This is a genomic window from Thermophilibacter immobilis (assembly GCF_015277515.1).
GTDB classification, from domain to species: Bacteria; Actinomycetota; Coriobacteriia; order Coriobacteriales; family Atopobiaceae; genus Thermophilibacter; species Thermophilibacter immobilis.
The window spans coordinates 1,653,646-1,676,237 of sequence record NZ_CP063767.1; the positions used below are offsets into that span (position 1 = coordinate 1,653,646).

18 protein-coding genes are annotated in these 22,592 nt (G+C 63.9%); 1 reads left to right on the plus strand and 17 read right to left on the minus strand.

Annotated features, from left to right (window positions below):
* Nucleotides 1-29: 29 nt before the first annotated feature.
* The 11 genes from hydA to INP52_RS07520 all read right to left on the minus strand — a co-directional run bounded on the left by hydA (nt 30) and on the right by INP52_RS07520 (nt 14,033).
* Entirely contained in the window at nt 30-1,397 is a 1,368-nt protein-coding gene (hydA, locus tag INP52_RS07470; RefSeq protein WP_194370482.1) for a dihydropyrimidinase, read from the minus strand.
* Between the two features lie 21 nt (nt 1,398-1,418).
* Nucleotides 1,419-2,384, minus strand: coding sequence for an NTP transferase domain-containing protein (locus tag INP52_RS07475; protein ID WP_194370484.1), 966 nt, complete (start codon nt 2,382-2,384; stop codon nt 1,419-1,421).
* Between the two features lie 7 nt (nt 2,385-2,391).
* The gene (gene arcC, locus INP52_RS07480) at nt 2,392-3,342 is read right to left on the minus strand and encodes a carbamate kinase (RefSeq protein WP_194370486.1); all 951 of its coding nucleotides are present in this window, start codon (nt 3,340-3,342) and stop codon (nt 2,392-2,394) included.
* Between the two features lie 124 nt (nt 3,343-3,466).
* Entirely contained in the window at nt 3,467-4,666 is a 1,200-nt protein-coding gene (gene ygeW, locus INP52_RS07485; protein ID WP_194370488.1) for a knotted carbamoyltransferase YgeW, read from the minus strand.
* A gap of 108 nt (nt 4,667-4,774) precedes the next feature.
* Entirely contained in the window at nt 4,775-6,160 is a 1,386-nt protein-coding gene (locus tag INP52_RS07490) for a YgeY family selenium metabolism-linked hydrolase (RefSeq protein ID WP_194370490.1), read from the minus strand.
* A gap of 118 nt (nt 6,161-6,278) precedes the next feature.
* Entirely contained in the window at nt 6,279-7,490 is a 1,212-nt protein-coding gene (gene dpaL, locus INP52_RS07495) for a diaminopropionate ammonia-lyase (RefSeq protein ID WP_194370492.1), read from the minus strand.
* Nucleotides 7,491-8,060: 570 nt separating this feature from the next.
* Nucleotides 8,061-9,062, minus strand: coding sequence for a BMP family protein (locus INP52_RS07500; RefSeq protein ID WP_194370494.1), 1,002 nt, complete (start codon nt 9,060-9,062; stop codon nt 8,061-8,063).
* A 49-nt stretch (nt 9,063-9,111) separates the two neighbouring features.
* Nucleotides 9,112-10,047 (minus strand): ABC transporter permease, encoded by a 936-nt coding sequence (locus INP52_RS07505; protein WP_194370496.1) that lies wholly within the window; start codon nt 10,045-10,047, stop codon nt 9,112-9,114.
* A complete protein-coding gene (locus INP52_RS07510) occupies nt 10,047-11,153 on the minus strand; it encodes an ABC transporter permease (RefSeq protein ID WP_194370498.1) in 1,107 nt (368 codons plus the stop codon). Before INP52_RS07510 ends, INP52_RS07505 begins: the two co-directional genes overlap by 1 nt.
* 8 nt (nt 11,154-11,161) lie before the next feature.
* Nucleotides 11,162-12,658, minus strand: a complete 1,497-nt coding sequence (locus tag INP52_RS07515; protein ID WP_228478435.1) for an ABC transporter ATP-binding protein — start codon at nt 12,656-12,658, stop codon at nt 11,162-11,164.
* 316 nt (nt 12,659-12,974) lie between these two features.
* The gene (locus INP52_RS07520) at nt 12,975-14,033 is read right to left on the minus strand and encodes a zinc-binding dehydrogenase (protein WP_194370504.1); all 1,059 of its coding nucleotides are present in this window, start codon (nt 14,031-14,033) and stop codon (nt 12,975-12,977) included.
* A gap of 251 nt (nt 14,034-14,284) precedes the next feature.
* Between INP52_RS07520 and INP52_RS07525 the strand changes: the two genes are divergently transcribed.
* Nucleotides 14,285-14,758: a hypothetical protein gene (locus INP52_RS07525; protein WP_228478300.1), complete on the plus strand. Its 474-nt coding sequence runs from the start codon at nt 14,285-14,287 to the stop codon at nt 14,756-14,758.
* A gap of 147 nt (nt 14,759-14,905) precedes the next feature.
* Here INP52_RS07525 and xdhC read toward each other — a convergent pair whose 3' ends face one another.
* From xdhC to INP52_RS07555, 6 genes are all read right to left on the minus strand, one after another.
* Nucleotides 14,906-15,400, minus strand: a complete 495-nt coding sequence (gene xdhC / locus INP52_RS07530) for a xanthine dehydrogenase subunit XdhC (RefSeq protein ID WP_194370507.1) — start codon at nt 15,398-15,400, stop codon at nt 14,906-14,908.
* Nucleotides 15,400-16,281 (minus strand): xanthine dehydrogenase subunit XdhB, encoded by an 882-nt coding sequence (gene xdhB / locus INP52_RS07535; protein WP_194370510.1) that lies wholly within the window; start codon nt 16,279-16,281, stop codon nt 15,400-15,402. The genes xdhC and xdhB overlap by 1 nt, the downstream gene beginning before the upstream one ends.
* Nucleotides 16,281-18,623, minus strand: a complete 2,343-nt coding sequence (xdhA, locus tag INP52_RS07540; protein ID WP_194370513.1) for a xanthine dehydrogenase subunit XdhA — start codon at nt 18,621-18,623, stop codon at nt 16,281-16,283. The genes xdhB and xdhA overlap by 1 nt, the downstream gene beginning before the upstream one ends.
* A 47-nt stretch (nt 18,624-18,670) precedes the next feature.
* Complete coding sequence (locus INP52_RS07545) at nt 18,671-19,954, minus strand: amidohydrolase family protein (protein ID WP_408647669.1); 1,284 nt, start codon at nt 19,952-19,954, stop codon at nt 18,671-18,673.
* 73 nt (nt 19,955-20,027) lie between these two features.
* Complete coding sequence (locus tag INP52_RS07550; RefSeq protein ID WP_194370524.1) at nt 20,028-21,410, minus strand: NCS2 family permease; 1,383 nt, start codon at nt 21,408-21,410, stop codon at nt 20,028-20,030.
* Nucleotides 21,411-21,546: 136 nt separating this feature from the next.
* Nucleotides 21,547-22,485 carry a BMP family lipoprotein gene (locus INP52_RS07555; protein ID WP_232364351.1) on the minus strand — a complete coding sequence of 313 codons (939 nt, stop codon included), beginning with the start codon at nt 22,483-22,485 and terminating at the stop codon, nt 21,547-21,549.
* Nucleotides 22,486-22,592 lie beyond the last annotated feature (107 nt).

The window sequence follows — 22,592 nt, forward strand, 5'->3', positions numbered from 1 at the left end:
GTTGCCCGTCGTCCGGCGGGCAGGGATGCCTATCTTGCCACGTACTGGCCGGGCTGGGCGCCGGTGGGCTCGCCGTCTTGGGCCGCAAGCACGCCGTTCACGAACGTGAGGTGCGCGCGCCCGCAGCACTCGAAGCCCTCGTAGGTCGTGTGATCCACGTTCTGATGCTGCGTGGCCGCGTTGATGGTCCACTCGGCGGTGGGGTCCCACACGCACACGTCGGCGTCCGCGCCCTCGGCCAGCTGGCCCTTCTGGGGCCACATGCCGAAGACCTTGGCGGGCATCTCGCTCATGAGGCGGCACAGGTCGGTGGGGCCAAGCTCACCGGCGAAGCTCGTGGCGATAAGCGCGGGCCGGTGCTCGACGCCGGGGCCACCGTTGGGGATCTTCCTGAAGTCGCCCCTGCCGCGATCCTTCTGGCCGTGCAGGTTGAAGCTGCAGTGGTCGGTCGCGATCGTGTCGATCTCGCCCGTGAGCACGGCCTCACGCAGGGCCGCGCGGTCGGAGGGCTTGCGCGGAGGGGGGCTCATCACGTATTTGGCGCCCGCGAAGCCATCGGCGCCCCTCTCGAGGTAGCAGGTGTCGTCGAGCAGCAGGTACTGCGGGCAGGTCTCCACGAAGATGTTCTTCTGGCCGCGCGCCTTGGCCGCGCGGATGGCGTCGAGGCCCATCTTGGTGGAGAGGTGCACCACGTTCACGCGCGCGTCTCCCGCGAGATGGGCGAGGTAGAGAAAGCGCGAGACGGCGTCGGCCTCGGCCTCGACGGGGCGGCTCAGGGGATGGCCCTCGGGACCGGTGATGCCCCGGGCCACCACGCGCTTCTGCATAGCGTCGATGATGCTGCCGTTCTCGCAGTGCACGCACAGGGTGGCGCCCAGCGGCTTCAGGGCCTCCATGAGCTCGAGGAGCTCGGAGTCCTCGAGCTTCAGGTGGTCGTAAGCCAGGTACGCCTTGAAGCTCGCCACGCCGGCGTCGCGCATGACCTTGAGGTCGGCGCGGTTGCGCTCGTTCCACTCGGCGAGCGCCATGTGAAAGGCGTAGTTGGCCGTGCAGGTGCCATCGGCGCGGCGGTGCCACTCGGCGAGGCCGTCGGGCATGGTCACGCCACGGTCGGCCGTGGCGTAGTCCACGATCGTCGTGGTGCCGCCGCAGGCAGCGGCGCGCGTGCCCGTCTCGAAGCTGTCGGCCGTCCAGTCCATGCCGGTCCAGCACTGCATGTGCGTGTGGGCGTCGATGAAACCCGGGAACACCCAACAGCCCGAGGCATCGTAGACCTCGTCCGCCTCCGTGGGCTCGACCGCAGCGGCCATGCGCGCGATGTGGCCCCCCTCGAGCGCGACGTCGCCGTAGCGCATGCCGTCAGGGCAGACGAGCGCCCCGTTTTGAATGATGACCATGCGGTCTCCCTTCAACGGGCCTCAGGCACGCCCGAGGCCAGCCTCCATAACCTCGCGAATGCGCTCCAGGTCCGAAGGCGTGTCAACGTCCCAGAGCTCCCAGGGCCACGTCGCCTCGACGCTCATGCGCGCCACGGCGTCTCCCAGGGCCGCCCGTCCGCCCACGTCGCCCGTGAGCGCCTCGAGCCGAGGCAGAACCCGCGCCGGAAAGAGGATGGGAGAGCCCGCGCGCCCGCGCCACGCAAGGCGCACGCAGGCGTCCGGGTTCGCACGGGAGGCACCAAGCAGCGAGCGCACGCTGGCAGGCTCGACGAGCGGCTGATCGCCGGGCACGAACAGGCAGGCGTCCCAGCCTGCCTCGAGCGCATAGGCGGCCAAGGCGCGCGTGGAGTCCGATTGATCGGGCCCGCCCGGGCGCGCGACGTCCGCGCCGCGCCCGCGAGCGAGCTCGTCGACCTCGGACGAGACAGAGGTCACGACCAGGGGCAACGCGCTGGGCACGCAACCGAGCGTACGGGCGAGCACGGGCTCGCCAAGAAGGGGCTCCACGAGCTTGTCCGCGCCAAAGCGCGTGGCGTGACCGGCCGCAAGGACCGCCACGCCCACGGTGCGCCGCGCCTCCTTCGAGGCATCGTCGCGAGACAGGTCGTCCAGCCCCGCGAACGCGGAGGCGTAGCGCACGGCGGCCGTGGCCTCCACGACGGAGGTCCACCGCTCGTAGGCCTCCAGGAGCGCGTCCGCCTCGGGCGTGGGCGTGGAGCCGCCGCCGCCCGCCCCTCCCACGACGCGCGTGGTGAGCGGGTGGCCGACGGCGGCCTCAGCGTTCTTCACGAGCGCGAGGGCCTTGGTGTAGGCCATACCCATCGACTGGGCAGCGGCACGCAGGCTCCCGTGCTCGCGTATGCGGCGCAGAAGCTCAGCGGGGCCGGAGCCAAAGGCGCGCTCCCCCTTGTCGTCGACGAGGTATGTCCTCACATACGGTCTCATGAGGTCATTATGCCTCTTCGGCACGCACGACCGTGCCCGTCTTGCCCGCCAGGCCGTCGGCGGCCTTCTCGAGTAGGGTGATGAGCGCGGAGCGCCCGGGCTTGGACTCGGCGAACTTGGAAGCGGCGAGGACCTTGGGCTCCATAGAGCCCTTGCCGAACTCGCCTGCGGCGGCGAGCTCGTGGGCGCGCTCGGGGGCGAGCTCGGAGAGCCACTCCTGGTCGGGGGCGCCAAAGCGGATGGCGACCTTCTCGACGGCGGTGAGGATCACGAGGTAGTCGGCATCAAGCGACTCGGCGAGAAGCTCGGCCGCGAAGTCCTTGTCGATAACGGCCGCAGCGCCCTTGAGGTGGGTTCCCTCGGTGCGATAGACCGGGATGCCGCCGCCCCCGCAGGCGATGACCACGTGATCGGCCGCCACGAGCGAGGTGATCGTGTCGAGCTCGACGATGCGCTGGGGCAGGGGCGACGCCACGACGCGACGATAGCCCTGCTTGGCGTCGTGCATGAACTCGTAGCCGCGCTCGCGGGTCAGAACGTCGGCCTCTTCCTTGGTCATGAACGAGCCGATGGGCTTGGTCGGCTCCTTGAACGCGGGGTCTTCGGGATCGACCTCGACCTGCGTGAGGACCGTGGCCACGCCGTGGTCGATGCTGCGGCGCTCCATCTCCTCGCGCAGGGCGTTCTGCAGGTCGTAGCCGATGTAGCCCTGGCTCATGGCACCGCAGACCGAAAGCGGGCACGGGATGTACTTCTCGGGGTCCGAGCGGGTGAGCTCGGTCATGGCGTTGGCGATCATGCCCACCTGCGGGCCGTTGCCGTGCACGACGATGACCTCGTTGCCCCGCTCGATCAGGTCGGCGATGGCCTTGGAGGTCACCTGGACGGCCTTCATCTGCTCGGGTAGGTTCTTGCCCAGCGCGTTGCCACCCAGTGCAACCACGATTCTTCTACTCATGTAACTTCCTCTCCGCTGGATTGTGAACGGCGGGGCCACCGAGCATCGCACGCGACATTCTGAGCGCAAAGCGCGAAGATGAGCGCGAGACGCTCGGTGGCCACCACCCGAACGAATCTAGCTATTATGCCTGGTGCCAGCGAGGCTTCGCAGCCCCCTCGAGGGCAGCGAGCGTGGCCGCGGGGTCCTTGGCCTTCTGCAGGAAGACCATGGCCGCGATGGCGTACGGCTTGTAGGAGGCCTCCTTGTACATGCCGTCGCGGTGCAGGTCGAAGACGTCGGCCATGACCTCGCCGTGCTCGCAGGAGACGCCGGAGATGTCGGCGGGCAGCGGGTGCATGAAGATGGTGTCGTCGCCCTTGGCGGTCGTGGCCATGAGCTCCTGCGTGGAGCACCAGTCCTGGTGCGTGGCGTTCTGGGCGAGAAGCTCCTGCTCGAGCGCGTTGATGCCGGCGTCGTCGCCCTGGGCGTAGAGCTTGGTACGACGCTCCATGGCGGCATATGAGGCCCAGCTCTTAGGAATCACGATGTCAGCGCCCTCGAAGGCCTCGGCCATCGAGTTGGTCTGCGCGAAGGTGGCGCCGGACTCGGTCGAGTAGACCTTGGCCTTCTCGACGAGCTCGGGCATGAGGTCGTAGCCCTCGGGGTGCGCGAGCGTCACGTTCATGCCAAAGCGGGGAAGCAGCGAGATGAGCGACTGCGGGCAGGACAGGGGCTTGCCGTAGGAGGGGGAGTAGGCCCAGGTCACGGCAACCTTCTTGCCGCGCAGGTTCTCGAGGCCGCCGAACTCGTTGATGAGGTAGAGCAGGTCGGCCGAGGACTGCGTGGGGTGGTCGGAGTCAGACTGCAGGGAGACCAGCGTGGGACGGTGGTCGAGCACGCCGTCGGCGTAGGCCTGCGCGACGGACTCGGAGACCTCCTTCATGTACGCGTCGCCGGCACCGATGTACTTGTCGTCGCGGATGCCGATGACGTCGGACATGAAGCTGATCATCGTGGCGGTCTCGCGGACGGTCTCGCCGTGGGCGATTTGGGACTTGCCCTCGTCGAGGTCCTGGAGCTGCATGCCCAAGAGGTTGGTGCCCGAGGAGAACGAGAAGCGCGTGCGCGTGGAGTTGTCACGGAACAGTGACACCGCGAGGCCCGAGTCGAAGATGCGTGTGGAGATGTTGCGCTCGCGCAGGTCGCGCAGGGCGTTGGCCACGGCGTAGAGGGCGCGGAGCTCGTCGGTGGTCTTGTCCCACGTGTGCAGGAAGTCGTTCTCGTACATGTTCGAGAAGTCAAGGCCAGAAAGCTGGTCAAGATAGGTGCGGAACTTGCTCATGTCTGATTCCTCTCCAAGGTTGGTGTCATGCGCCCGAGGGCAGGGGCGTCCGGGCGGGGCTCCTCTCCCCTGAAAGGAGGGGCCCCGCCCGGACGCATCCCTAGGAAACTACTTGATGTCGTTGTCCGTGAGGTCGGCGCGGAACTCGGTCGCGTCGTCGTCGCTGGCGGCGGAGCCGTCATACAGGTTGAGCGCGGCCACGTAGAGGGCGGCAGAGGTCACGAGGTCGTCCTTGTAGGTAATCTCGTTGGGCGCGTGCGCCTGGCTCTCGGCGCCAGGACCAAAGCCCACGCAGGGGATGCCGTAGCGACCCTGGATGGCGACGCAGTTAGTCGAGAAGGTCCACTTGTCCACGAGGGGACGGTTGCGCAGGTCCATGGAGGCCTCGCAGCCGATGCGCTTGTCGCCGAAGAGGGCCTTGTGGGCGTCGACGAGGGCCTTGACGTGCGGCGCGCTCTCCTTGTTGATCCAGGTCGGGAAGTAGCACTCGGTCTCGTAGACCTCACCGGTCCAAGCTGGACGGTCGTACATGTACATGGTGACCTTGACGTCGTCACCGTACTTCTTGACGGCCGGAAGGTTCTTGACCTCCTCGAGGCAGCCCTCCCAGGTCTCGCCGGCGGTCATGCGGCGGTCGATGGAGATGGCGCAGGAGTCGGCCACGGCACAGCGGCTCGGGCTCGTGTAGAAGATCTGCGAGACGGTGCAGCTGCCGCGACCGAGGAAGCGAGCGTCCTCGTAGTGGTCGGGGTTGAACTTGGGGTCGAGCATCTTGGCCAGGCCCTTGATCTGGGTCGACTCGGCATAGCCGTTGTTGTTGAGCTCACGCACGTCGTTGACGACGTCAGCCATCTTGTAGATGGCGTTGTCGCCGCGCTCAGGCGCGGAGCCGTGGCAGGACACGCCGCGGACGTCGACGCGGATCTCCATGCGGCCGCGGTGACCACGGTAGATGCCGCCGTCGGTGGGCTCGGTGGAGATGACGAACTCGGGGCGGATGCCGTCCTTGTTGACGATGTACTGCCAGCAGAGGCCGTCGCAGTCCTCCTCCATGACGTCGCCGGAGACCATGACCTTGTAGCCCTCGGGGATGAGGTCGAGGTCCTTCATCATCTTGGCGGCGTAGACGGAGGCGCACAGGCCGCCCTCCTGGTCGGAGCCACCGCGGCCGTAGATGAGGTCGTCGGTCTCGTAGCCCTCGTAGGGGTCATGCGTCCAGTTGTCGCGGTTGCCGATGCCCACGGTGTCGATGTGGCCGTCGAGGCACATGATCTTGTCGCCGGTGCCCATGAAGCCGATGACGTTGCCGAGGCCGTCGATCTGGACCTCATCGAAGTCGAGCTTCTCCATCTCCTGCTTGATGCGACGGATGACGCCCTCCTCCTCGGCGCTCTCGGACGGAATGGCGATCATCGCACGCAGGAATGCCGTCATGTCCTTGCGGTAGCCCTCGGCGGTCTTCTTGATGAGCTCGTAGTCCAGTTCCCTTGCCATAGTTCATGTCCTTTCTCGTAAAACGTTGGATGGGGACCGCCTCGCCCCTCCCTCGGATGTGTGTCATGCGGAGCTGCGGGCAAGGCGAGGCGGCGCCTCGCTCGCAGCATACGTTGACCTACTTGGCCCAGGCACCGTCCCAGACGATCTGGCGATAGCGCTCGGGATCGGTGTCACCCTCGGTCGAGAAGAGCAGAACCTGGGAGTTCTTGTCCAGCTCGAGGGCCTCGCGCAGCTCGGCATAGGCGGGGTCGCACATGAGGGCGCTGATGGCCCCCATGCCCACGGCTCCGGACTCGCCGGACGTGACCGCAGGATCGCCCTTCACGGGAGCGGCGAGCTTGCGCATGCCCTCGGCGCTGACCCAGTCGGGGCAGGAGAGGAAGGCCGTGGCGTGGTTTCTGAGGATGTCCCAGCCGATGGTGTTGGGCTCGCCGCAGGCGAGGCCGGCCATGATGGTCTGGAGGTCGCCACCCACGATGCGGGGGCTGCCGTCGGCGGCCTTGGCACCCTGGTAGAGGCAGTCGGCCGCGGCGGCCTCCATGATGACGAACTTGGGGGGGTTGGAGGGGAAGAGGTTGGTGAAGTAGCCCACCATGGAGCTTGCGAGCGAGCCCACGCCGGCCTGGACGAAGACGTGCGTGGGGCGGTTCACCTCGAGCGAGCGGAGCTGCTCGGCGGCCTCGGCGGCCATGGTGCCGTAGCCCTGCATGATCCAGGCGGGAATCTCCTCGTAGCCGTCCCAGGCGGTGTCCTGGACCACGACGCCGTGCTCGGTCTTGGCAGCCTCGGCGGCGGCCATGCGGACGCAGTCGTCGTAGTTGACGTCCTCGATGGTGACCTCGGCGCCCTCCTTGGCGATGTTATCGAAGCGCGTCTTGGTCGAGCCCTTGGGCATGTGCACGACGGCCCTCTGGTGCAGCTTGTTGGCCGCCCAGGCGACGCCGCGCCCGTGGTTGCCATCGGTGGCGGTGAAGAACGTCGCCTGGCCGAAGTCGTCCTGGAACTGCCGCGAGGTGAGATAGTCGTAGGTCATCTCGGACACGTCCTTGCCCATCTCCTGGGCGATGTAGCGCGCCATGGCGAAGGAACCGCCGAGCACCTTGAAGGCGTTGAGACCAAAGCGGTAGCTCTCGTCCTTGACGAAGAGCCCGCCCAGTCCCACGTGCTTGGCCATGCCAGACAGGTTGGCAAGCGGCGTCACCGAGTACTGCGGAAAGCCACGGTGAAAGGCCTGCGCCTTGGCGACGTTGTCCGTCGTCATTACGGCAAGCTTCTCATCCTCGCTCTTGGGCATGTGGTTGGTGACCCACTCGATCTTTTCGCTCACGGCGTCCTCCCCGACTCGCGTGTTTCCTACTTTTTGTCTGATTATCAAACAGAAAGTTTGTTACTCCATATGTTGGCACATTTTTTGTTTGTTGCAAGCCCTATTTCCCTGACCCGGCAAACGTCACATTTGCGCCCGTGGGCGGTCCCAGACGACGACCGTCAGAGGCGTTGCACGGGGCCGAGGGAGCCCCGAGACAAACGCGTACGGCCATCCACGTGCTTTTAGTTTTCTGTTTGGCGAGGTCTGCTCCCGCACGTTGTGCCCGGACGGGGCAGGCGCGCCACTCCTGCCTGGGACGTCCTCAATCTCTCGTCTGACAAGACCGGGTAGCCGCCGCCTCGCGTTTGGTGGCCCTTGTGACGGTGCCCCCGTTCCAGAAAACCCCGCCGTGGGCACCCGACGCACACGGGTGCCCACGGCGGGGCGAGCGAGACTCAGCGACCGGATAGCCGCGAAAAATCACTCAAGACACTCTTTTCGGCGCTCTCGCCGACGTTCTCTGACTTGGCTACGTCGGCCGCCGCCTGAGGCGCGACCCCAGGCGGATGGCGGCCGTAAATGCCTTCCCTACAGGAAGGTTCCCGCCTTGATCTGATCGACGTAGCCGTTGTAGGCGGCCTGCTGGTCGGTCGTCACGATGCTGGAGAAGGTCCCTACGGAGACGCCCCCGTTGGAGAGGTCGCCGTTGATAACCTTGTTGCCGTAGGAGTCGGCCTCAACGTCCTTCATGGCTTGGAGCAGCATAGTCTTGTTGTCCGTTACGACGCTGTTGGCGATTAGCGGGTCGTCTGGACCGCCCAGGTCGGCCGGCTGGCCGATGTCATAGACGCCGTCGAAGCCGCTGAGCGCCTCGCGCACGCCCGTGTCCACGATGGAGGCGTCGCCAAACATGACGTCGACGCCGCTGCCGGTCACCATCGAGGTTCCGAGCTCCTTGCCCTTGGCCGCGTCGGAGAACGAGCCTGCGTAGGCGCTTGTGACCTGGATGGCCGCGTTGACCTTCTGCGCAGCCTTCGTGTAGTTCTCGAGCTTGCTCTTCGTGGTATCAAGCTCGACTCCGCCCACAAAACCTATGCTCTCCTTCTTGGACAGGACGCCCGCGAGGGCGCCCGCGAGCAGCCCGATCTGCTCGGTGTTGGGCATGAGGCTCTCAATGTTGTCGGTCTGGACGGTGTCGTTCAGAATGACGAAGCGGGCGTCGGGGTTGTCGGAGGCCACCTGCTCGACCGTGTCGCTGTACTGGTTGCCGGGCGCGAAGATGAGGTCATAGCCCTGGTCGACGTAGTTCGTCATCGTGGTGGCCCAGTCGGACTGCGCGACGGACTCGGAGTAGGCCGTGTCCCAGCCCAGCTCGGCAGCCCCGTCGACCATGGCCTTGTAGCAGCTCGCCCCCCAGCCGCCGTCGTTGATCGGCCCATCGAGAAAGATCGCGATCTTCCGCTTGGCGGTCGTGTCGGCGGCGCCCGTGCCCTCCTGGGCGTCCGTGCCGGAGTCCGAGCCGCAGCCAGCAAGGCCTAGCCCGAGGACGGTGGCGCCCACGACGCCAATGAACTGTCTTCTGTCAAGCATGGTGAATCCCTTCGTCGAAGTGTCGCTTCCCAGATCCCCGCGCGCCGAGCTAGCGCTCCTCGCGGAAGTAAGGCCGGCCGTTGGCCTTGGGCCCCGCCCGCCCGCTCCCAAAGAAGACGAGGACAACGAGCGTGACCACATAGGGGATCATCTGAAAGAACTGGTAAGGAATCCCCTGCGCGTGAATCTGCAGCACGATCTGTAGGGCGTCGCAGAAGCCAAAGAGCAGGCAGGCGCAGAGGACGCCAGGAGAACGCCAGCGGCCAAAGATGACCGCCGAGAGGGCGATGAAGCCGCGACCGGCCACGATGCCCTCGGCGTAGGTACTCGTATAGCACAGCGTCAGGAACGCACCACCGAGACCGGCGAGGGCGCCGCAGATGACGCACGCGACGTACTTCGTCTTGAGGACATCGATGCCAAGCGTCTCGGCCGCATGGGGATTCTCGCCAACGGAGCGAAACGACAGCCCCGCGCGGAAGTGACCAAAGAAGACGGCCGAGAGGGGCACGAGCAGATAGGCGAAGTAGGCCAGCGGCGTCTGCTGAAAGAACGCAGGACCGACGACCGGAATGCCGCTCAAGAGCGGGATGCCCGCGACGGCCATCTGCGTGCCCTGGACGAGCGTCGACGAGTCGCCGAACGCAACCTTGTAGACGAACGTCGCCACTGCGGGGGCCAGGATATTCAGGGCCATGCCGGTGACCACCTGATCCACGCAGAGCGTCACCGTGCAGAGCGCGTAGATGAGGTTGAAGAGGACACCGGCAACCATGCCCACGGCGAGGCCCACCCAGGCGTTGCCGGTGTAGTATCCCGCGAGGAAGCCAAAGAGCGCGCCGATGGACATGAGCCCATCGAGGCCTATGTTGACCAGGCCTGCCCGCTCGCTGAACAGCTCGGCAATGGCCACGAGCAGAAGCGGGACGGCCATGCGGATGGTCGCGGAGAGGACGTCGGGGCCCATCGAGACAAGGTCTCCCATCAGGCGCTCGCCTCCGCCCTCTCGGAGCTCTTTCTCGACGAGCGCGCCTGAGAAAGGAGCTGCTTGATCTGGGGGAGCCTGAGCAGGGCCATGCCCGCCACCGAGAAGATGATGATAAGGGCGCGCATGATCTCGACGATAGCCGTGGGCACCAAGATGCCCACCTGCATGGAGGAGGCCCCCGTCTGCAGGATGCCGAAGAAGATGGCCACCACGACCGACGCGATGGGATTGAGCTGTGCTATCAACGCGATTGCCACGCCATCGAAGCCAAAGCCCGCCCCGAATCCACTCATGAGCCGATACTGCTTGCCAAGGAGCTCCACGGCTCCTCCCATACCCGCGATAGCGCCGGAGATCACAAACGAGAGCATGACGAGCCTCTTCACGGGGAAGCCGTTGACACGCGAGGCCACCGGGTTCAGGCCGACGGCCCGTATCTTAAAGCCGAACGAGGTCCTGGTGATCACGTAGGCCACCACGAGACCGAGCGCGATCGCCATGACGACGCCAACATGCATACGTAGGCCGGGAATCTTGCAGAGCATGACCGAGTCTGCGACGGAGGGGGTCTGCGGGTTGCCCCCGTCGCGAAAGAGGCTCGTGTACACATACCCCATGAACAGGGTCGCCACGTAGTTGAGCATGATCGAGGTGATCATCTCGTTGAGCCCTCGGGCTATCTTCATGACCCCCGCGATGGCGGCCCACAGGGCTCCGGCGGCGATTCCGGAGACGATTGCCAGAGCGGTGCCGGCGGGCCCGGTGGAGCCGGTGACGACGAGCACCGAGGCGGAGGCCACGCCGCCGATGATGAACTGCCCCTCGCCGCCAAGGTTGAACACGCCGCAACGATACGCGAACGCGGCGCACAGCGAGGTGAAGATGAGGGGACACGCCGCCACGAGAGAGCTCGCAATCTTCTGGGGCGATCCGATGGACCCCGAGAACAGCAGCGCGTAGCCCTCGAGCGGGTTCTTTCCAAGGCACGCGATGATGATGCCGCACGCAACGAATGCCAGGAGCGTCGACCCCAGCGGCACGAGTACCGTGAGCAGGCACTCGCGGCGTTGGCCTGCCCCCTCGGCAAACTTCTCTTCAACCATGCTTCCCCCTACTTGCCGGCCATGGCCAGGGAGATCTCCTTGACCGGGGCGCCTTTTCCGGGATACGTGCCCATGACCCGTCCCTCGAACAGAACGATGATGCGATCGGAGAGCTTGAGAACCTCGTCGAAGTCGGCGCTGATGAGGATGATCGCGCAGCCGTTGTCGCGCTCGGAGATCATGACGTCATGGACGAAGTTCGTAGCGCTCACGTCAAGACCACGTGTGGGGTAGACCGCCACGAGGATCGAGGGATTCCCGTAGAGCTCACGGGCCAGGATGACCTTTTGCTGGTTTCCGCCGGAGAGGCTGCGGGCCGCCTGGCCAACAGAGACGCAGCGAATGTCGTTCTTCTCGCGCATCTCCTCGGCGAAGGCGCGAATCGCGCCGGTCTTGAGCCAGGCACCACGCGCATAGGAGAAGCGCTTGCTGTCCGTCTTCTTGAGCACAAGGTTCTCGGCCACGGACATGTCTCCCACGAGCCCCATCGCGTTGCGATCCTCGGGGATGTCGGCCATGCCGGCCTCGATGAACGCCTCGGGGCTAAAGACGGATACCGGGCCGTCGGGGGCGACTACCGTACCGCCCTCGGGAGCCTCCAGGCCCGTGATGACACGAGCGAGCTGCGACTGGCCGTTGCCGTCGATGCCCGCGACGCCCAGAATCTCCCCGCGACGCAGCGTGAGGGACACGTCGCGCAGGCCGCCGTGCTTGAGCGAGGGATGCAGGGACACGTCAGCGAGTCTCATGACCTCCTCGCCCGGGGCCTTCGCCTTCTCGTAGACGCTCTCCACGAACTCGTGACCGATCATGAGGTTCGCGAGGCTTTGCGCGGAGGCCCGCCCGACCTCGACCGTGGCGACGGACTTGCCCGCGCGCAGGACGGTGATGCGATCGGATATTCTCATGACCTCGCGCATTTTGTGCGAGATGAAGACGGCGGACTTGCCCTCGGCGGTGAGCGAGCGCATGACGTCGAACAGCCTCTCGACCTCGGGGTCGGTGAGGACGGCAGTTGGCTCGTCGAGCACGAGCAGATCCGCGCCGCGGTAGAGGGCCTTGAGGATCTCGACGCGCTGCTGCGCGCCAATCGAGAGCTCGCGCACGGGGGAGTCAAGCTCGACGTCGAGGCCATAGCGCTCGGAGAGAGCCCCGATTCTCGCACGATCGGCGGAGCGGGAGAGCAGGGGCGATTCCCCCTTGACGCCAAGCACCACGTTCTCGAGGGCTGTCATGGCCTCGACGAGCATGAAGTGCTGGTGGACCATGCCAATGCCAAGCCCTGCCGCATCACGCGGGCAGTTGATGCGGACCTCTCTGCCGCGATGCAAGATCTTCCCGCCCGTGGGCTGGTAGAGTCCGACGAGGATGTTCATCAGGGTCGACTTGCCAGCCCCGTTCTCGCCAAGCAGGGTGTGGACCTCCCCCTCCCGGATGCTCAGAGAGACGTCTCGGTTCGCATAGAACGAGCCGAAGCGCTTGCTGATGTGCTCCATTCTCAGCATCTCGACCACGGTTGCCCCCTCGAGCCGCATCTTCCACCGGAAGCCAAGGCTACCCCATGGCCCGAGGCTCGGAGGCAGGCGCACGCCTGCCGTAACGTGGGGTAACGCTGGAGTAACGTGGGGTAACGAGGGGGTAACGCTAGGTAACGAGGGGGTAACGAGGGGGCAAAGCTCGCCGGCCTGGCGGCCCTGGCGCCGGACCACGCCCCACTCCAAGGCGGGCCCCTTACGTCGCGTTCGTTTCGCGCAGAAAGAGGGCGGCGGGACCGTCTTGGTCCCGCCGCCGTGAGATCAGGGCTCTAGGAGACGCACCTGGCTACCACTCGATGTGCACGATCGGCTTGATTAGGTCGCGAGGCTTCTCGTCCATGACCTTGAAGGCCTCCTCGATCTTGTCGAAGCCGTCATAGGTGTAGTTGAGCATCTTGCCCGGATGCACGCGCCCGGCGCGGATGACGTTGAGCAGCCGACCGATGCGGTAGGCGCCGCCAGGACAGAACCCGCAGTGAATGCTCACGTCGGACATGCCGAGGCCCCACTGCATCGTGGGCACCTCGAAGGTGTCGGCCACGTCATAGAAGTTGATGCTCGAGACGGTGCCGCCAGGACGCGTGAGCGACAGGGCCTTGTTCATGCTGTCGGTGCCGCCGCCGGCGATGATGCAGGAGTCAACCTGGCCGACGAGGTCGAGGATCTGCTCGACGACGTCACCCTCCTTGTAGCTCACGATGTCGGTCGCACCGTATTCGCGGGCGAGCTCGGCGCAGTTGGGGCGCGTGCCGATTCCGATGACGCGACCGGCACCGAAGAGTGCCGCGCCCGCCGTGGCCATGAGGCCCACGGGACCGATGCCAAAGACGACCACGGTGTCGCCGAACTTGATATCAGCGTTCTCGGCCCCATAGAAGCCCGTGGACATCATGTCGACCGTCATGAGGGCGTCCTCGACCGAGACGTCGTCGGTAAGGGGCACGAGGTTGGCGTCGGCGTTATTCACCGTAAAGAACTCGGCAAAGATGCCGTCCTTGCTGCCCAGGAACTTGAAGCTCGCCATGAGCCCCTGGTCATGGGCATTGTTGCTGTCACGGCGCTGCAGCTGGGGGGACTCCCAGTCAGGCGTGCAGCACGGCACGACCACGCGATCGCCCGGCTTGAAGTTGCGCACGAGCTCGCCGACCTCGACGACCTCGCCAAGAGCTTCATGACCCAGGATGAGGTTTTGCTTGGGGCCGGAGCCCCCGTGGCTGGCGTGGGTGTCGCTCGAGCATGGTGCCACGGCGATGGGGCGCAAAAGGGCGTCGAGCGGGCCCGCCTGGGGCTTGTCCTTCTCGAGCCAGCCAGGCTTGTTGACGTCAATCATTCCATATCCACGCATGCGCCTCTCCCCTTTCAGGAGGACGGCCAGCCTGGTGCCAGCCGTATTGGACCTCCTTAGGATAGCACAAAGAAACCGCACGTAAACACCCATGAAGTACGCCCGCTGGGTTGTTCAACCGGCGGCATGCCCTCATGTTGCCGCACCCCGGGGAGCGACCAACGCCATGAATAACTATTTGTCAACCATATTTTCTTATTTTTATCGTATCTTATATGGAAACGCAGTCGTCTCCAGAAAGGAAGCGGAGGATGGACATGATATCCGCCAGGGAGGCCAAGGCGCTCACAGCCTCTTCCAGGTCCAATCGCGAGCACGCCGAACCGGACACCCTCTCGGAAAACGCCATGTCATGGGCACTCCATAACGCCGAGGGCCGTACCCACACGCGCATTAGTCTTTTTGCAAAGTACGGGAGAACCTCGCTTTCCGTCAAGTTCGCTCCCGGCACCAAGGATGGCAAGGGAAGTGGGAACTCCTTCTACAGCGACCTTGCAGCCAATAGCAGCACAGCCATAGCCGATGCTATTTGTGACATCATCTACAGTCGCACTCAGAGCCTCATCTCCCCGCTTCAGACCGCTCGTCTGCTCAACACCTATAACGCGCGTCTCACAAAGTTCATTCGCGACCTTGAGAGGCTCGGTTATGACGTGCGCACCGGGGAGGACGAGTACGGAAGCTCCAATCTTGACGACAGCACCATCATCGTGAGCTGGGAGTAACCTGAGCGGTATACGCCTACGGTCGTCCGCCAACGAAAACCGAGTCGTAGTGTGCAGAGGGCGGTGCCACCCATGAAAGTGGCACCGCCCTCTTGGTTTACAAAGCAGCTCTCCTAGGAGCATCGTCTCCCGACTGCAGAAGAACGCCTAGTCTTCCACGCCCACGAGACCGTGAACCGCGTCGATGGCCTTCTGCACGGCGTTCACGATGTTCTCGTATCCCGTGCAACGGCAGAGGTGACCCGAAAGCTGCTTTCTAATCTCATCGCGCGTGTAGGTCTTGCCCGAGTTCAGCATCTCCATGGCGCTCATGATGATCCCTGGGATGCAAAAGCCGCACTGGACGGCGAACTCGTCGACGAACGCCTGTTGGACGGGGTTGAGCGATCCATCAGGGGCCTGCAGGCCCTCCACCGTGAGTATAGTCTTGCCCTGGGCCCAGTCAGTGAGATAAAGGCAGGTGTCGGTAGCCACGCCATCGATGAGAACGGTGCACGCCCCACACTCGCCAACTTCACATCCACGCTTGACGCTTGTGAGGTTCATGCGGTTACGCAGGGTGTCAAGAAGCGACTCACGTGGGTCATAGCCCACCTGGACCCCCCTGCCGTTGACGACGCACTTGAGTATGCGCATGTCCATTAGATGTCAGCCCCTCCCCTACGTGCCGCCTCAGCAAGGGAGCGGCAGGCCATCTCCTTGATGAGCTGGAGCCTGAACTCCTTCGAGGCACGCCAGCTGTCGCGCGGATTGGTGTCGGCCTGTGCGAGCTCGCCGATCCTCTCGACCGCCTCGGTGACGGGCAGGCCCCGCACGCCCTCCTCTGCCCCGAGCGCCCGCATGGGCGTGGGACCGGCGACCCCGAAGGCGAGTCGGACGTCCTTGACCGTCGTCTTGCCGTCGTCGAGCTTGACGAGACAGCAGCAGCTCATAGTCGCTATCTCGAGGGCGCGGCGCTTGCCGTACTTGAAGTAGTGTCCCGTGAAGCCCTCGTAGTGGCTTCTGGGGATGCGTATTTTCACCAAGAGCTCGTCACGCTCTCTGAAAGACCGGCCAGGCCCCGCGTACCACTCCTCGATGGGGATGGTGCGCGTGCCGCGCACGCTGCGCACGTCTAGGAGGGCCCCGTAGGCGTACAGGGTCGGCGCGGAGTCGCCTGAGGTCGCGGCGTTGCAGATGTTGCCCCCTATGGTACCGGAGACGCGCAGCTGGGGACCGCCGGGGGTGTCGCACGCGTCACCGAGAGTGGGGACGGTCTCCTGGACGACCGGGCTCGTGGTCACGTGATGAAACCAGGTGATGGGGCCGATCTCCACGGTGCCGTCGTCGGCCAGGGTGACCCCGTCGAGCTCGTCGTGAAGATTGTGGATGGAGACGAGATGGGCCCCCGCCATCTTGCCGTCGCGCACCTTGACGAGGACGTCCGTCCCGCCTGCGATGGGTATGGCCTCGGGGTCGTTGGCAAGGGCGCTGACGGCGTCGTCGACGCTGGTCGCCTCGTGCAGCACTTCAATGTCATACATTAGATAAGGCCCTCCCTCTTGAAGCCCTCGAACAGGCGCTGGGGCGTCATGGGCTCCTGGTAGAACTTGACGCCGGTGGCGTCGAGTATCGCGTCGCGGATGGCGGCTGCGGGGGAGATGATCGGCGTCTCGCCCACCGCCTTGTTGCCGTAGGGCCCCGTGGGGTCATCGGTCTCGACGAACTGGGCCTCGAGGTCGGGGACGTCCATCATGGTCGGCATCTTGTAGTCGAGCAGCGTGGGATTGAGCACGCGCCCCGTCTTGGGGTCTACCTGCAGCTCCTCGTAGAGGCCGAAGCCGATGGACTGCGCCATGCCGCCATGAACCTGCTGCTCCACAAGCTTGGGGTTGATGAGACGGCCGTTGTCCTGCACGTTGATGATTCTGTCGACGGTCACCTTTCCCAAGGGCATGTCCACGGTGACCTCGGCGAAGGTGCATCCGACGGCAATCGCGTTGGTGTGGACCTGGATGGTCTCGTGCGCATGGAGCTGATCGTTGTGCTCCATGTTGTAATAGGCCTCAAGAGCAAGCTCAGGAAGTGCGCAGACCTTGTTACCGACCACGTCCACGATTGCATGGTCGACAAGATCAAGCTCACCTTGTGCATCAGGATGCAAGAATCGGGCATATTCAAGGATTTTACGACGCAGGGTCTCCCCTGTCTTTTTGACGGCCGTGCCCGAGACATACGTCTGACGCGACGCATATGCTCCAGAATCGTAGGGAGTGACGTCAGTGTCTTGGAAGGACGTGATGTGAACGTCCTCGGTGTCAATCCCAATGGCCTCCGCCGCCATCTGACAGAAGACGGTGTCGGCACCCTGGCCGATCTCGGTCGCGCCCATCTGCAGCTGGACGGAGCCGTCCTGGTTGAGCGTGAGGGCCGCCGTCGCCGTCTCCAGAGCGAAGGGGGCGACCGCCGTCTTGTACACGAAGAGCGAGACCCCCACGCCGTGGCGAACGGGACCCTCCTCTTGTGCGTACCTGGCCTTGAGGTCGTCCCAGCCGATGTAGCGCCTGCCCTTTTCCACGCATTCGGGCAGCGCGCAGGTGTGGGCCCGTATGACGCCGCCCGGGGTGAACTCGTCTACGAAGCCCTCCCGTATCGCGTTCTTCATGCGGAACTCCACGCCGTCCCACCCCATGTCATGGGCTATGTCGCCCATGAGACACTCGGCGGCCCAGTTGCCCTCGGGCACGCCATAGGCGCGCATCGCACCGGTGTGCGGGCCGTTGGTGTAGACCGTGTAGGCCTCGCTGCGAGAAGCAACCTCGTTTGTATGATAAAGCCAACGAAACGAGTTAACGGAGTTGAGCACGAGGGCATGTCCGTGATGGACATAGCCGCCCGTATTTGAATAGGCCAGAATGGAGCGCGCCCGCAGACGCATGTCGTCGCCAACCGATGCCTCAACGTCAAAGGTCTTGGGCTGACGTCCGCTGGTCGCATAGAAGAGCTCCTCGCGGCTTACCTCAAGCTTCACGCAACGACCGCCAATCTGCGTGCAGAGCCAAGCGTTCAACGGTTCGAAGTGAACGTCTTGCTTGGTACCAAAGCCCCCGCCAATATACGGCTTGACCACACGGACGTCACCCCAGGGAATGCCAAGGGCTTGACCAATGACACGACGCACGATGTGGGGAATCTGAGTCGAGGAGACACACACAATTTTGTCAGATTCCATATAGCAGTATGAGACACACGTCTCTATGTGAACCTGAGACTGCTCAGCGGTTTCCAGGTGAGCCCTGAAGTGATGATAGGAGGGGTCGTTCAACGCCTCGTCCACGCTCTTGTAGCCGTTACGCGCAAGATCCTCTTCGCTGGTAACGGCACAGGTATGAGCGACGAGATTGTCAGGACACCTGTCCTGCACCGGATGCCCGGTGCCCTTCAGAGACTCGACGGGGTCGTAGACGACGGGCCACTCCTCATACTCCACCTTAATCTTGGCAAGCGCCCGATCGCAGGCAACAGAGTCCTCGGCCACGACCGCAGCGATATTGTCTCCGTATATACGGACTCGAGCGTCGAGCAGCTTGCGGTCCATAACGTCGCGCTTGCCACTGCGGGTATCGGCATACCAAGGGTGACCGGCCACCGGATAGGGTGTATCCGGTACGTCAAAGCATGTGTATACGCCCACGACACCGGGAACTTCCCTCGCCTCTGAGGCATCAATGGACTTCACCACCCCGTTGCCGATCGTCGAGTGCAGCACCTTTGCCTCAAGACAAGGCTTTGGACACAGGTCGTCGGCAAACATCGCACGTCCCGTGACTTTGTCATACGCGTCAACGCGAGTAACGGGCTTTCCGACCTCCCTTAGTTTTTCCATTGCACACACTCCTTTTTTGACAAAGTTTAACACTGAGACTCGCGAGCCTAAAGAGCCCTCTTGCCCGCCACGTACTTCTCGACGATTCTGCCGCCCTCCTCGGCCAGATAGACGTAGCGAGCCACGCGGTCGTCCACCCCCAGGTCGAGCGGGGTACGGATGTGAGAGTCATCGAGGACGAGGGCGTCGAGCTCGTAGCCCTCGTCGAAGGAGCCCACGCGTCCGAAGAACGACCCGCCGCCGACCGTGGCGAGCCAGAACGCCTCCTCGGTGGACAGGGGCGCGAGCGACTGGTCCACGACGCGCCACCGGAGCTTGGAGACTGCCACGGCATCGGCGGCGGCACGGAACATCGAGAGCGTGGCGCCGCCGGCGACGTCGGTGCCAAGCCCCACGTTCATTCCCAGGTCGAGATAGCGGCGCACGGGCGCAATTCCCGACGAGAGCTGGGCGTTCGACTGCGGGCAATGGGCGACGAAGACGCCGTGCTCGCGCAGGATCGAGACCTCCTCGTCGGTGGAGTAGTTGCAGTGCGCCATGACGCATGCCCCGTCTCCCGACAGGTGGCCGAACCGCTCGTAGGTCTGCCCGTAGCAGCTCGACCAGGGACACAGCTCGTGCACCCAGTCGATCTCGGAGAGATTCTCCGAGAGATGCGACTGCAGGGGCACGCCCCGCTCCTCCCTGATGCGCCCCAATCCCGCCATCAGCGCGTCAGAGCAGGTGGGGGTGAAGCGAGGCGTGAGAATGGGGCGCGTGTTGACGTAGTGCTTGGCCTCGCAGTCGTCGAGCCAGCGCTCGACGTCTGCGAGGGCCTCCTCGGCGGACCCCTCGCAGAGGTAGTCGGGGCTGTTGCGGTCCATGCTCACCTTGCCGACGTACGTCTTGAGGCCGCTCCTCTCGAGCTTGTCCATGAGGGCCTCGGTGGCGCCCACGTGCATGGTGCCGAACACGACCGCACGCGTGGTGGGAGAGTGCAGGAGGTCGTCGGAGAAGATCTCATACGCCTTGTCAGCGTACGCCGCGTCCCGGTACTTGCTTTCCTCGGGGAAGGTGTGCGTGTTGAGCCAGTCCAGGAGCTCGAGGTTCATGCCAAGGCCGCGGAAGGCGTACTGGGGCGCATGGATGTGTATGTCCGTCATCCCGGGAATCACCAGCCGCCCGCTCTGATCGATGACCTTGATGCCGGCGTACCTCTCGGGGAGCTCCGCGAACACGCCCTTCGAGATGCCGTCCAGGCAGACGAGGTAGCCATCGTGCACGCTGGCAAACTCGGTCCGGCTCTTCGACCAGCAGATGTCACCCTTGATTGCGAAAGTACGATCGTCCAACATTGCCAACTCCTTTCACAGAAACGCATCCCTGAACTTGCGTCGCCCCATTCATGGGGCTCAAGACGAACGCCTATATGAAGAAGTACTTCACAACGAACAGGAAGAAGAGGACCCACATGACGCCAGAGATCTTAGAATGCCCCTCCTTTCCGCTGAAGAAGTTAATGACCACGTAGGAGATGATGCCCAGGGAGATCCCCTCGGCGATCGAGTACATAAACGGCATGGCGATGATGGCCACGAAGGAGGGGATGGCCTCGGTCACGTCGGCCCAGTCAATCTTGACGATAGCCGTGATCATCATGAATCCCACTATGATGAGGGCCGGCGAGGTGGCGAACGAGGGTATGGCCAGGAAGAGCGGCGAGAGGAAGAGGGACAGAAGGAAAAGTACCGAGACGACGACGGACGTGAGGCCCGTGCGACCCCCCTCGGAGATGCCTGCGGTGCACTCGACCGCGGTGGCCGTCGAGGAGGTGCCAACGGCACCAGCGATGAGCGTGCCAAAGGACTCGGCAAGGAGGGCGCCCTTCACGTTGGGAAGCTGGCCGTCCTCGTCGAGCAGGTCAGCCTTGGCGGCCGCTCCGATGAGCGTTCCAATGGTGTCGAAGAGGTTCGTGAACAGAAACGCACAGACGACGACGACAAACCCGACCGAGAGCACGTTGGAGAAGTCCATCTTGAACAGGGTCGGCTGCAGCGAGGGGATCGAGATGCCGTGAGAGAAGTCCGGCAGCAAGCTGTTGAAGCCTGCGGAAGAGTCGGGGACATACCAGCCGAGCAGCTGGCAGACGATACCCATCCCCCAGGTGATGAGGATGCCCAGCAAGATATTGCCCTTCACGTTGCGGCACACGAGAATCGCGGTGACGAGGATTCCTATGAGGGCGAGGAGAGCCGTGATCCCCTGCGTGGCCCAGGTTCCCTGGGCCACGCTCCCATGGAACGAGAACATTGCGACGAGCGTCGACGGCGACGACACCACGAGGCCCGAGCCCTTAAGACCGATGATGGTGATGAATAGGCCCACACCGGACGTGATGGCAAACTTGAGGTTGAGGGGTATGGCCTCGAATATCTTCTCGCGAACGTTCGTAAGGGAGAGGATCACGAAGAGGATGCCCTCGACGAAGATGGCCGCGAGCGCGACCTGCCAGGTGTACCCCATGCCAAGGCACACCGTATAGGCGAAGTACGCGTTGATGCCCATGCCCGGGGCGAGGATGAACGGATAGTTGGTGAGCGCCGCCATGATGAGGGTCCCGATGAAGGAGACGACCGCGGTCGCCGTGAACACTGACCCCTGGTCCATGCCCGTCACGGAGAGGACCGACGGGTTGACGGCGAGGATGTACGCGATGGTCACAAAGGTCGTGAGGCCGGCCACCACTTCCGTGTGGACGTCCGTATGGTTCTCCGATAGGTGGAAGAACCTCTCAAGCACATCTTTCATAGTACGTGTATCTCCCTAATGTTTATATAATATAATTAATTATATTAGTCAAAAGAGCCCCGGTGGGACAACTAGGGGCATAGGTGACGGGCTGGGGCGGACGCCCCAGCCCGTCGGTTGCGAGCGCGACGGCGCCCTACCCCAGAGTCCCCATGATGTCACTGATGTCCTCGTCTGCCAGAAGCGAGCCAGACTTGATCTGGTCCGAGTAGTCCGCAATCTTGGCCTGGATGTCAGCAGAAACCTTGTCGGAAAACGAGCCGAGCATGATGCCACCGTTCTCCATATTGGCCTCTATGACCTTGCCGTCTCCGAACGAGCCCGCCTCGACCTCGTCCATCGCCTGGCCGATCATCCAGTCAATAACGGTAGACGTCACGACGGTCGGCTGATCGGGGCCAACGATGTCAATTGGCTGGGCGATATCGAAGTGCGTGTCCTCTCCGGCATGCTCGAGCGCCTGGCGAGCGCCGTCATCGACCACAGAGGCATCCCCCCACATAACGTCAACGTCGTTCGTGCTAATCCACTGCTCGGTCAGCTTGGTTCCCAGCGACGCATCCGTGAAGCCGGCCTCGAAGTTGTACTGCCCCTCGATGGATGGGTCAATCTTCCTAGCTGCGGCAAGATACGCAGAGAACTTCTTGAGGGATGACGGGAGCTTCATCCCGCTGATAAACCCAATGTTCTTGGTCTGGGTCATGAGACCAGCGACCACACCGGCAAGAGCTCCGGTCTGCGTGAAATCGGGGAGCACCGTCTCGACGTTGGCAAGGCTCTCATAGTCTGTCATCTCGGTGACAGGATCGGTGTTGGTAATCAGGAAGTGAACATTGGGATGACTCTCAAGAGCGTCAGCCACGACCTCCATCCAGTCCGAGGCGAATTGGTTACCGTTGCCGATGATGAGGTCAACGTCCTGGTCGACATAGGACTGCGCGGCGGTGGCGGCATCCGCATTGGCCGTGCTCTCCTTGGGCTCGAGCATCTCCCAACCCGAATGACTGTCGATGGCCCTCTTGAGAGATTCGTAGTGGCCTTGATCCCATCCGCCGTCGGTGACGGTGCCGCTCATGATCATGGCAACCTTATGGCCCGAGGTTTCAGAGCCGGATTCCGAGGATGATGAGTCCCCTCCTGAAGAGGACCCGCTGCATCCAGCCAGGAAGAGCGCGGCGGCAC